This window comes from Arthrobacter sp. 2762, assembly GCF_040548745.1.
Classification (GTDB): Bacteria; Actinomycetota; Actinomycetes; order Actinomycetales; family Micrococcaceae; genus Arthrobacter.
This window is the reverse complement of the sequence record NZ_JBEPSI010000005.1, coordinates 326,142-337,952: the sequence shown is the minus strand read 5'-3', so window position 1 is coordinate 337,952 and position 11,811 is coordinate 326,142. Positions and strand designations below refer to the sequence as shown.

Here is an 11,811-nt window from a genome sequence, read left to right as displayed (position 1 = left end):
GAAGCCGGTGTCGTTCAGGGCTTGGAGATCAATAGGAGTCCTGGACAAGGCGCTGGGCCTGCTCAAGGTCATCCCGCAAGTCGCGGTCCTGAACGTCGGACGGCAAGGTGAAGCCTGCCTCCATCATGGCTCGCAGCCTGGGGCTACTGAATTCGCCCGGACGCCTGCCTTGCGCGCGGAGCGCTCGTGACGCACAAACAAGCTCGACGCCGGCGACCGTTGCCAATGCGTGCGCAGTGGACTCCAACTGCGCAGCACCCAGAGTTGCGAAGCTTGCATCTTCCTCGGCACCCAAGGACAGGTTTACGGTTTGCAGGCTTACCGGCTGTGCGTTGGCGCGAATACGTCCTACCGCTGCTGCGGCAACGTACTCCAACATCATGACACCGGACTGGCCTGCATCGTTGCCTGCCAGGAATCGGTAGAGGCCGGTGAAAGAGGGGTCGCAGAGACGGGTAATCCGGCCCAGTGTCGTAGTACACGCGGCGCCAACGGCCACCTGCAGGGCATCGATGCGCCGGGCAAGTGTGGACATATGGAACAGGCCGTGATGGGCCACGCCGTTGGTACCGTCTTCCACTGAGCCAAAAACCATGGGGTTCTCATGGCCCGCTACGGCCAGACGCTCCAGGGTGACCCTCAGCGATTCGAGTTCCTCCATGACCGCCCCCAGAGAGTGCGGCAACATGCGCAGACAGTACGGGTCTTGAATCCTTGCAGGCTTGCCGGATCCAGCCACCAGTTCCTGCAGGGTCCCAGCGACATCAGCCATGGCGTCCGACTCTGTGGCCTTTGCAACTTCGGGGCCGAACGCTTCCGGATTCCCGGACATGGCTGTGAACGACAGAGCACTGATGGTGGTCAGGTTCTCCATCATCGTGGCCAGCTTCTGGTGCGCAAGAATGGACTGCCCGATCGTGAGCGCGCTGGAGCTGATGAACGGAAGCGCGTCTTCCGTAGCCCAGGAATCCAGAGCCGTTGGCACCCGGGTGCCATCCATCGTGGGACGCTCACCCAGGAGTGTTAGCGCCGTTCCGGCCAGAGCAGGAAGGTCTGCTGTGCCAATACCGCCGAATTCCCGCACTTCCGGCAGGGTATCTGCGTTCAGCATCTGCACGACGGCCTCGGCAAGGGCCGGGTTAATCCCGGAAGCCCCGGCCGCCAGCTGTGACGCTCTGACCACGAGCATGGCCCTCACCGTTTCGCGGTCAAGGGCTCCTCCGGCATCCACTGCATGGCTCCGAAGCAAGTTGAGTCCGTGCTGGTCTGCGGACGCATCCGATGTATCCAAGGTCACGGAGCGGTTAGCCCCCACACCAGTGGAGCGCCCATAAACCGGCCGCGCCTGTGCCGTTGCGCGGGCTGAGCGCTGCGAGGCGGCCATGCGTTCGATCGCCGACGGAGCCAGAACCACCTTCTCGCCACCAACTGCAATTGCCACGATCTCGGCAAGTTCAAGCCGGCGTCCGTCGATCTCGACCATGAAAATGATCCCTTCGTGAATTCGGTTATCCTCCCCCAACCAGGTAGCAGTTGATGTCGTTTTCAGCCCTCAAAACGGCATGTGCTGCTACCTAGTTGGGTTTGGTTGGGTTTACTTGCTCTCTGCGGATTCGTTCATGGGGATGCGGACGCCGCGTTCGTTGGCGACTTCGACGGCGCGGTCGTAGCCGGCGTCGACGTGGCGGATGACGCCCATGCCGGGGTCGTTGGTCAGGAGCCGTTCGAGCTTTTCCGCGGCCAGGTCCGTTCCGTCAGCGACGGAAACCTGCCCGGCGTGCAGGGACCGGCCAATACCGACACCACCGCCGTGATGGATCGACACCCAGGTAGCACCCGAAGAGGTGTTCAGCAGGGCATTCAGCAACGGCCAGTCAGCCACCGCGTCCGACCCGTCAGCCATGGCCTCGGTCTCCCGGTACGGGGACGCCACAGACCCGGAGTCCAGGTGGTCACGGCCGATCACGATCGGAGCCTTGACCTTGCCCTCCTTGACCAACTGGTTGAACAGCAGCCCGGCCTTGGCGCGTTCACCGTACCCGAGCCAGCAAATACGTGCCGGCAGGCCCTCGAACTCCACCCGCTCCGCCGCGGCGTCCAGCCACTTGTGCAGATGCGTGTTCTCCGGGAACAACTCCTTGATCGCTGCATCGGTCACGGCGATGTCTTCCGGGTCCCCGGACAGCGCGACCCAGCGGAACGGGCCCAGGCCCTCGCAGAACAACGGACGGATATACGCCGGAACGAACCCGGGGAACTCAAACGCCCGGGTGTACCCGCCCTTGCGTGCCTCATCACGGATCGAGTTGCCGTAATCAAACACCTCAGCCCCGGCGTCCTGGAACTCCACCATCGCCTGCACCTGACGGGCCATGGACGCCTGGGCCTTCTTGGTGAACCCTTCCGGATCCGCCGCGGCCTCCGTATGCCACTCCGCCACGGTGATGCCCTCCGGCAAATACGACAGAGGGTCGTGCGCGGATGTCTGGTCCGTGACCACATCAAACGTGACTTCTCCGGCCCTGTGCCGGCGGAGCAGCTCCGGGAACACCTCGGCGGCGTTGCCCACATACCCCACGGACCAGCCACGGCGCTCGTCCTTGGCCTTCTGGACCTTCGCGATCGCAGCATCAAGATCCGTTTCGACCTCATCCAGGTACCGCTTGCCCGCCCTACGGCGCAAACGGGTCTCGTCCACGTCCACAATCAAGCACGCACCGTCGTTCAGCGTCACCGCGAGCGGCTGCGCACCGCCCATCCCGCCACACCCACCGGTCAGGGTCAGCGTCCCGGCGAGGGGCCCTTCGGTGGAACCAGCCGCGGCCGGCGCCGGGTGGCGTCCCTCCGCAGCGAGCTTGTTCCCGACGGCGGCGAACGTCTCATACGTGCCCTGCAGGATGCCCTGCGTGCCGATGTAAATCCAGGACCCGGCCGTCATCTGCCCATACATCATCAGGCCCTCAGCCTCCAGGCGGCGGAACTCCGGCCACGTCGCCCAGTCGCCCACCAGGTTCGAGTTCGCCAACAACACCCGCGGAGCCCACTCATGGGTGCGGAACACACCCACCGGCTTCCCGGACTGGACCAGCAGGGTCTCGTCCTTCTCCATGGACTCCAAGGTCCGGGTGATCGCATCAAACGCAGCCCAAGACCGCACAGCACGGCCCGTGCCGCCGTAAACCACCAAATCATCAGGACGCTCAGCGACCTCGGGATCCAGATTGTTCATCAACATACGCAACGGCGCCTCGGTCTGCCACGACTTGGCAGTAAGCTCAGTACCCCGCGCGGCCTTAACCGGACGGGCACCAGTAGTGAAATCGGCAGTCATTCTTTACTCCTATAAATCCTGCAAGACAGCGGAACCACGAGGGACGTTTGTTTAGCCCAGGTTCTTGTTCTTGAGCCATTCCTTGGCGATCTCGCCGATGTCCTCGAACTTCGCCACGCGGCCGTTCATCTTGATGAGGTCCTCCGTAGTGAGTGCAGCGGAGACCTTATCCAGTGTTGCTTTCACGGTATCCGTGGACTTCTTCTGGTTGATGACCGGCAGGATGTTCTCTGAGAGGAAGAGGTTCTTGTTGTCCTCGAGCGCCACCAGGTTGTTCTCGGCCAGAGCCGGATCGGTGCTGAAGAGGTCCGCGACCTGTATCTGGCCGGAAAGGAGGGCGTTCAGCGTCAGCGGCCCACCGGCGTCGAGCGCTGAAAATTCCTTGAACTCAAGGTTGTAAACGGACTTCAGTCCGGCAACGCCGTTGAGGCGGGTCTTCCACTCCGGCGGCCCGCCCAGGACGAGTTCCTTGGCGACGGGCTGGAGGTCCTCGATGGTCTTCAGCTTGTACTGGTCGGCGATGTCCTTCTTCACGGTGAGGACATCCTTGTCCTGCGCTTCGGAAGCGGTCAGAACGGTCAGGCCAGAGGGGATCTTGGTGGCGAGTTCTTTGGTGACTTCCTCGGAAGAGACTGCCTTGGTAGCGGAATCCAGGTATTGGAGGAGCGCGCCGCCGTACTCCGGCATGAGGTCGATGGAGCCGTCCTTGAGTGCGGGGATGGTGACCTCGCGGCTGCCAATGCTGGGCTTTTCCGTGACGTTGACGCCCTTGGCCTTGAGGGCCTCGGCGTAAATCTTGGCGACGAGCTGGCTCTCAGGGAAGTCAGCCGAACCGACAATGATGTTGTCGCCGGATCCTCCTGCTGCCGCAGTGTTGGACGTGCTCATAGGGTCACCGCCGCCGCAGGCACTCAAGGTGATGGCCGCAACGGCGGCAAGGGTGAAACCGGTCAAGTACTTCTTCATGTCAACTCTCCTGAAATGGCGCTTACAGGCATGCAGCAGCCAGGTGGGGGTGGGGTGGAGGTGAAACTTGTGCGCCGGAACCAGCGCCGGGTGTTGGTTAGACCGTGACGGGGGTCTTCACGGGTTCGGCTACTGGAACCGACTTGATGGTTCGCCGTGTCAGTCCGGGTGAGACAACGCGACGGGTGATGAAAGCGAGAAGCTGGTCGAAGAACAGGGCCAGCAAAGCAACGAGGACAGCGCCGGCGACCATTTGGCTGTAGTCATTTTGAGCTTTGCCGTCGATCAGGAGCCGGCCCAGGCCGCCGAGCGAAATGTACGCTGCGATAGTCGCGGTCGAGATAATCTGCAGCAGGGCGCTGCGGACACCAGACAAAACCAGCGGAAGTGAGCACGGCAGCTGGACATCCGTGAGGATCTTCATGGTGCGGAAGCCCATGCCCCGGGCGGCGTCGACGGCGGCAGCATCCACTGCGCGCACGCCGGCATATGTGTTGGTCAGGATAGGCGGCACTGCAAGGAGTACCAGAACGATAAGGCTTGGCAGGATGTAGCCCATTCTCGATGGGAACGCGGGCGAAATGAGCAAGACCAAAAGGATCAACAGGCCGACGCTCGGCAGGGCGCGCAAGGCGTTCGCCAGTCCGGCGATCATGAACACGCCCTTGCCGGTTACCCCGATGTAGATGCCCAGCGGTACGGCGATAATGGCAGCGATGGCCAGGGCGATCAGGGAATACAGGAGGTGCTCACCGATCAAGGTCGGGATACCGTCTGCGCCGCTCCAGTGCTTGGGGTCGAACAAGTAGTTCACGATGCCACCACCTTGGGGGTCCACGGTGTCAGCCACCGGTTGAGAAGGATGATCAGCCCGTCCAGGATCATGGCCAGAATGACGCAGAGCACGATGCCCGCGATGATCGGCGTGAAGAAGCGGAGCTGGAAACCCTGCGTGAACAGGGAGCCGAGCTGCGGGATACCCAACAGCGCGGCAACGGAGACCAGGCTGACGTTGGATACAGCGGCCACGCGAAGGCCTGCACAGATGACGGGCACGCCCACGGGCAGCTCGACCTTCAGCAGGCTCTGGTAACCGCGGTAGCCCATGGCTTTGGCAGCTTGGACGGTGTCTTCAGGGACGGAATCCAGGGCATCTGCCACGACTCGCACCAACAGCGCCACCGTGTAGATGGTCAGCGCGGCCACGATGTTCAGCGGGTCCAGGATCTTGGTGCCAAGGACAAGGGGCAGCAGCACGAAGAGGGCCAGGGACGGGACGGTGTAGAGGAGTCCCGCGACGCCCACCAGCAGGGGATAGATTCGACGGCTCCGGTGCGCCCACCAACCCAAAGGCAAGGCGATCAGCAGGCCAAGGACCAAGGGGATGACGGCCAACAGGACGTGCCAGCCGAGAAGGAAAACGATATTGTCGAACTGGCGGCCCAGCCACTCAAAGTTCATCGGGCCGTCTCCAGGTGTGGTTCAGCTTCGATGGCCTTGACGACGTCGGTGGCCGTTACGGTTCCGATCAGCTCACCGTGCTCGTTGACAACGACACCGCGGCGGCTGGGCGAGGAGAGTGCGGCGTCCAGCAGTTGGCGCATCGTTCCCGAGGCAGCTGCCGGGATACCGCTGAGGTTCAGGTTTTCACGCTTGAGCTCACCGTTGAGGAGCTCGGGTTGGGCCCACCCAAGTGGCTTCCGGCCGCCGTCGACCACCAACACCCAAGCACCCGACGCCTTGGCGCGGGCCTCATCCGCGGAAGCACCGAGCTGGACCACCGCTTCCTCGCCGATAGCCACACTGCCTGCGGTCTTCGTGAAGCCGAGGGAACGATATCCGCGGTCGCGGCCCACGAAGTCAGCCACGAACTCATCCGCCGGCGAGGTGAGAAGCTCTAACGGTGTTGCCATCTGTGCGAGCTTGCCGCCCACCCGCATCACGGCAACCTGATCGCCGAGCTTGAGGGCTTCATCGATGTCGTGGGTGACCATGATGATGGTCTTGCCGATCTCACGCTGGAGCCGGAGAAACTCCTCCTGCAGCTGCCCGCGCACCACAGGATCCACGGCACTGAACGGCTCGTCCATGAGCATGAACGCCGGGTCCGCTGCCAGTGCTCGGGCCACGCCCACGCGCTGCTGCTGGCCACCGGAAAGCTGCCACGGATAACGCTTGGCGAAGCTTGCGGGCAAACCCACGCGCTCCATGAGTTCCAGGGCCTTGGTGCGCGCCTTTTGGCGGCTCTCACCCAGAAGGACCGGCATGGTGGAGACGTTGTCCACGATGGTCTTGTGCGGGAAAAGCCCTGCGTGCTGGATGACGTATCCGATCCTGCGGCGGAGCAACGCTGCATCCATGCCGGAGGTGGGCTCGTCATCAAGGTAGATGGTGCCGCTGGTGGGTTCGATGAGGCGGTTGATCATCCTCAGCGAGGTGGTCTTGCCACAGCCGGACGGGCCCACCAGAATGGTCAGCTTTCCGGTCGGGGCCTCCAGGTTGAGGCCATCGACGGCGACAGTACCGTCAGGGTACGCCTTGGTGACATTTTCAAATTTGATCATTTCTCTTCCATGCTTTCCTGGGGCACTTCATGGTTTCCGTCGGGTTCCACGAGGATGTTGTTCGCTACCTTCACCAGTTCCTCGCCAAATGTCTGGGCCTTCGCCTCGTCCAAGCGGTAACTGGGAACGACGATGCTGAGGGCTGCCACGGTTCGGCCCCCGATCACGATGGGCGCGGCAACCGCAGTGATGTCGTCTTCAACGCCGCTTCGCACAATGGCGTAACCGCGGCCATTCTGTCCGCCGGTGAGGACTTTGCCAGCGGCGGACCCTTCCAAGGGGATGCTCCTTCCGACCCAACTGGTGTGCCGGACAGAGCGCGTACCTTCGACGATGGCGATGTAGATCCCGGTTTCCCCAGGACCGGGAATACTCAAATAGCAGGACTCGCCGGTTTCCGCGACGAGCCGCTTCATGTGCGGCGTGCAGAGCGACACCAGGGATTCCTGTCCCAAGGCGAGGGCTCCCAGCTGGATGACGCTGGCTCCCGGACGGAAATTACCGCCCGGATCCCGCGTCACGAAGCCGCTGCCTTCCAGAGTGCGAAGGAGGCGGAGCGCGGTGCTGGCAGAAAGGTCAACCACCCGCGCGGCGTCACTCAGGCTGATGGAGCCATCAGTGCAGACTGCGCTAAGGAGAGCCAACGCCCTTTCGACTGTGCGGGTGGAGGAATCTGCTGCCACTGCCTGACCTGCTTTCAAGTGGTCCAAATCACCATGTCTTGCCACTAAGTAAAAATCAATTTTCATCGAATGGCAAGGGTTCGCTGCAGATTACGTGACATTCCGGGATGTGAGACGTGGCTTGCTCCTTTATGGCGCGCGCAGGTTTCGAGCCTGTTAATAGTCGCGCGAACCCTTGCCATCTGGTGGTATCTGGTTTTTACTTGGTGGCAGTCTTCATCAATCGGAGGAACACGTGGAAACCGTCAATCAGCTCCTTGCCTCAATACAGGATGTGGGCCGCGATGCGGTGCGCGGAGGCTACTCCAGGGCCGTCTACTCAACGCCCGAACTTGATCTCAGGCAGTGGTTCATCGAGCAAGCCAAACAACGCGGCCTGGACGTTGAGACAGATCGCAACGGCATCATCTGGGCCTGGTGGGGAGAACCACAGGATGGGGCCCTCGTCACCGGCAGCCACCTCGATTCCGTTCCCGGTGGCGGTGCCTTCGATGGACCCCTCGGCGTCGCTTCGGCCCTGGCCGCCGTCGACATCCTCAAGTCCCGCGGGGTTCAGCCGCCTCGTTCTTTGGCCATCACGGTCTTCCCTGAAGAAGAAGGGTCCCGCTTTGGCGTGGCCTGTTTGGGTTCCCGGCTCCTCACCGGCGCGATCGACGTCGACAAAGCATTGAACCTGCGCGACACCGCCGGAAACACCTTCGCCGACGTCGCTCGGGACAATGGCCTGGACCCCCGGCACGTTGGCCCCGACTCTGAGGCCTTGGCGCGGATCGGCGATTTCGTTGAATTGCATGTGGAACAAGGCAAGGGACTGGGACAGGACGGGCCGGCCATCGCCGTCGGAAGTTCGATCCTGGGTCACGGGCGCTGGAAGATCAGCGTCCGCGGTCAAGGAAACCATGCCGGCACCACCCTCATGGCTGACCGGGCCGATCCGATGGTTGCTGCCGCCCGAATCGTCCTGGCTGTCCGCGATACCGCCGCCAAACAACCCGATGCCCGCGCAACGGTCGGCCGTTTATCGCCCGTCCCCGGCGGCACCAATGTGATCGCCTCGCGCGTCGATCTATGGCTTGATGCCCGCCACCCCGACGACGCCGTGACCGCTCACCTTATCGAAGCCATCTACAGCACGGCGCAGGAAGTCGCCGCAGCCGAAGGGTGCACGGCAACCCTCACGGAAGAGTCCTACAGCGACACCGTGCACTTTGACCCGGCGCTGAGCCGACGCATCGGCGGGCTCCTGCCCGGAGCCCCCGTGCTGGCGACCGGAGCGGGGCACGATGCAGGCGTTTTGGCCGGATATGTCCCCTCGGCCATGCTCTTTGTCCGCAATCCCAGCGGAATCTCACACTCACCCGAAGAATATGTGGCCGACGAAGATGCTTCGGCAGGCACCGTTGCCCTCGCGGATGTTCTGGAGGGACTCCTGTGAACGCGTTCTGGTGCGAAACGGCCATCATCAACTCTGACGGTCCGGACCGTCCTGAGCTAGAGGCTGCCGCCGGAGTGCGCGTCGAAACGCACAACGGCCGGATCTCCAGCATTACCACTGATGCTGAACCACAACCTGATGACATGAGACTGAGCGGGATCACCTTCCCGGCCGCTGCCAACGCCCACTCCCATGCCTTCCACAGAGTCCTGCGCGGACGAACCCATGAAGGCCGCGGAGACTTCTGGGTCTGGCGGGAGCAGATGTACCGGAGCGCGTCCGAGTTGACTCCGGAGAAATACGAGAAGCTCGCCACTGCTGTCTTTGCTGAAATGGTGGTGACCGGCTTCAGCAGCGTGGCCGAATTCCACTACGTCCACCACCAACCCGACGGCGCGCCCTACGCAGAACCCCATGCCATGGAGCTGGCGCTCGCCCGTGCAGCCATGTCTGCCGGGATCCGCCTCACTCTCCTGGACACCTTGTACCTGGCAGGAGGAATCGGGACACCCCTCAACCCCGAACAGGCAAGGTTCGGGGATGCGGACGTGCACGCCTGGCTCGATCGCTTAGGCTCCCTCCGGGCGGTTGTTGCCGAGCAATTTCCGCAGGAACTTGTCAGCGTCGGAGCGGCACTTCACTCCGTCCGGGCCGTCCCCGAAGAGGACCTGAAAGTTGTGGCCAGGCAGCTGCCCGAAGATATCCCCCTTCACATCCACCTCAGTGAGCAACCTGCCGAGAACCAAGCCTGCCTGGAGGCGTACGGCACCACGCCAGCGGGCCTTTTGGAACGCCACGGACTGCTTTCGGGCAGGCTCTCCGCCGTCCATTCCACGCACATGACGCAAGAAGATATCGCGCTGCTCGGAACCGCCGGCGCCACCGTGGTCATGTGCCCCAGCACAGAAGCTGACCTCGCAGACGGGATAGGTCCCGCGCGGCAGCTTGCCGACGCGGGAGCAGCCATTGCCCTGGGCACGGACCAGCACGCAGTGATCGATCCATGGACCGAGATGCGCACGTTGGAACACGGCGAGAGGTTGGGCACAGGCCAACGGGGCAGGTTCTCACCGCAGGAACTCCTGCGGGCCGCAACGGAGGGAGCTGCCCGGTCCATGGCTACGCCTATTGCCCCGTCCGCTCTTGAGGTGGGCGCCGTCTGCGATCTCATGGTTATTGATCCGGGATCCACCCGCACTGCCGGGTCCCGACCTTTGCAGATGGCATTCAGCGCAACAGCCAGCGACGTCACCGAGGTCATCATCGCCGGAGACCTGGTGGCCTCGCACGGCGTCCACACACAGCTCGGCAGCCCGGGCAGCCTTCTGACGGCGGCACTGAAGGAGCTCTCTTAACCTGATGCGTCTACTCGCCTACCTTGAGAACCAACTGATTGTTATCTAGGTCGATGCTCACTTCTACCTCCAGTTAATCCGGTCACCCGTTGACGGCGGTGAGGGCGTCGTCGTAAATAGCCAATGCCTGACGTACTTCGTCGGCGGTGACGACGGCGGGTGGCACCACGTGCACGCGGTTGTCGGCGATGAAGGGCAACAGTCCGCGGCCCAGCAGTTCCGCTTTCAGCTTGCCCATGAAGGCGGCGCTGACTTGCTTGCGGGTGTCGCGGTCCTCGACGAGTTCAAGGGCCCAGAACACGCCGCGGCCGCGGACTTCACCGATGACATGGTGTTTGGCAGCGAGGGCTTTCAGGCCGGGTTCCAGGTGGTCGGTGCCGATGCGTGCGGCGTTCTCCACGATGTTGTCTTCCTCGAAGGCTTCGATGGAGGCGACGATTGATGCGGCGGCGAGGGGGTGGCCGGAGTAGGTGAGGCCGCCGGGGAAGACGCGGTCGTCGAAGGTCGCGGAGATTTCCTTGGAAATGATGATCCCGCCTACGGGGATGTAGCCGGAGTTGACGCCCTTGGCGAAGGTGATGAGGTCCGGCCGGACGTTGTAGGCGTCCAAGGCGAACCAGTCGCCGGTGCGGCCGAATCCTGCCATGACCTCGTCCAGGATCAGGACGATTCCGTGCTGGTCGCAGAGGGCGCGGACGCCTTCAAGGTAGCCGGGCGGCGGGAGCAGGATCCCTGCGGTGCCGGGAACGGTTTCGAGGAGTATCGCGGCGACGGACTGTGGTCCTTCGAGCTCGATGGTGCGGCGCAGATGCTGGAGGGCGCGCTCGGCCTCCTGTTCCGGGGTCTCGGCCCAGAACTCGGTGCGGTAGAGGTAGGGGCCGAAGACGTGGACGTGGCCACGGGAGTATTCGTTGGGGATGCGGCGCCAGTCACCGGTGGCCACGATCGCCGCGCCGGTGTTGCCGTGGTAGGAGCGGTAGCGGGAGAGGACTTTGTCCCGGCCGGTGTGCAGGCGGGCCATGCGGATGGCGTTCTCGTTGGCGTCCGCGCCGCCGTTGGTGAAGAATACCTTGTCCATGTTTGACGGGGCATGGGCCAGGATCTTTTCGGCTGCGATGGCGCGGGTGTGGTTGGCATGGGAGGGCGCAACAGTAGCGAGCGTGTCCAGTTGCTGCTTGATGGCCTCGATGAGGCGGGGGTGCTGGTGGCCGATGTTGGTGTTGACCAGTTGGCTGGAGAAATCCAGGTACGTCCTGCCCTCGTGGTCCCACACGGTGCTGCCCGACCCTCCGGCAATGGCCAGGGGATTCAAAGTGCTCTGCGCAGACCATGAGTGGAAGACGTTGGCCGTATCCAAGGATGTCACCTCGGAGTTGGTGAGCGGGGCGGCCAGCGCGGTCCGGGTGGGAGACATTGGAAGGTCCTCTCGAAAGGGATGGTGGGGCTTCCCCTTCATAATGTGCTTCAGGGCGTCAGG

General features: G+C 63.1%; 10 protein-coding genes. 2 read left to right on the top strand and 8 right to left on the bottom strand.

Annotated elements, in window-relative coordinates; translation table 11 throughout:
- Positions 1–28: 28 nt before the first annotated feature.
- The 7 genes from ABIE18_RS12055 to ABIE18_RS12025 all read right to left on the bottom strand — a co-directional run bounded on the left by ABIE18_RS12055 (position 29) and on the right by ABIE18_RS12025 (position 7,589).
- On the bottom strand, positions 29–1,483 hold the full coding sequence (locus tag ABIE18_RS12055; RefSeq protein WP_499723017.1) for an aromatic amino acid ammonia-lyase: 1,455 nt from the start codon (positions 1,481–1,483) through the stop codon (positions 29–31).
- 111 nt (positions 1,484–1,594) lie between these two features.
- A complete protein-coding gene (gene hutU / locus ABIE18_RS12050) occupies positions 1,595–3,331 on the bottom strand; it encodes a urocanate hydratase (RefSeq protein WP_499723016.1) in 1,737 nt (578 codons plus the stop codon).
- Between the two features lie 51 nt (positions 3,332–3,382).
- A complete protein-coding gene (locus ABIE18_RS12045) occupies positions 3,383–4,297 on the bottom strand; it encodes an ABC transporter substrate-binding protein (RefSeq protein WP_499723014.1) in 915 nt (304 codons plus the stop codon).
- 97 nt (positions 4,298–4,394) lie between these two features.
- Positions 4,395–5,147, bottom strand: coding sequence for an ABC transporter permease (locus tag ABIE18_RS12040; RefSeq protein WP_499723012.1), 753 nt, complete (start codon positions 5,145–5,147; stop codon positions 4,395–4,397).
- Positions 5,108–5,758: an ABC transporter permease gene (locus ABIE18_RS12035; protein WP_224093363.1), complete on the bottom strand. Its 651-nt coding sequence runs from the start codon at positions 5,756–5,758 to the stop codon at positions 5,108–5,110. Before ABIE18_RS12035 ends, ABIE18_RS12040 begins: the two co-directional genes overlap by 40 nt.
- Complete coding sequence (locus ABIE18_RS12030) at positions 5,755–6,861, bottom strand: ATP-binding cassette domain-containing protein (protein ID WP_499723010.1); 1,107 nt, start codon at positions 6,859–6,861, stop codon at positions 5,755–5,757. The genes ABIE18_RS12035 and ABIE18_RS12030 overlap by 4 nt, the downstream gene beginning before the upstream one ends.
- Complete coding sequence (locus ABIE18_RS12025) at positions 6,858–7,589, bottom strand: IclR family transcriptional regulator (protein WP_499723075.1); 732 nt, start codon at positions 7,587–7,589, stop codon at positions 6,858–6,860. Before ABIE18_RS12025 ends, ABIE18_RS12030 begins: the two co-directional genes overlap by 4 nt.
- 190 nt (positions 7,590–7,779) lie before the next feature.
- On the opposite strand from ABIE18_RS12025, the gene ABIE18_RS12020 reads away from it, so the two are divergent.
- Together ABIE18_RS12020 and ABIE18_RS12015 are read left to right on the top strand one after the other, a co-directional pair.
- The gene (locus tag ABIE18_RS12020) at positions 7,780–8,979 is read left to right on the top strand and encodes an allantoate amidohydrolase (RefSeq protein WP_499723009.1); all 1,200 of its coding nucleotides are present in this window, start codon (positions 7,780–7,782) and stop codon (positions 8,977–8,979) included.
- On the top strand, positions 8,976–10,334 hold the full coding sequence (locus tag ABIE18_RS12015) for a formimidoylglutamate deiminase (protein ID WP_499723008.1): 1,359 nt from the start codon (positions 8,976–8,978) through the stop codon (positions 10,332–10,334). Before ABIE18_RS12020 ends, ABIE18_RS12015 begins: the two co-directional genes overlap by 4 nt.
- Before the next feature lie 82 nt (positions 10,335–10,416).
- Here the strand turns inward: ABIE18_RS12015 and ABIE18_RS12010 are convergent, their stop codons facing one another.
- A complete protein-coding gene (locus tag ABIE18_RS12010; protein ID WP_499723007.1) occupies positions 10,417–11,748 on the bottom strand; it encodes an aspartate aminotransferase family protein in 1,332 nt (443 codons plus the stop codon).
- Positions 11,749–11,811 lie beyond the last annotated feature (63 nt).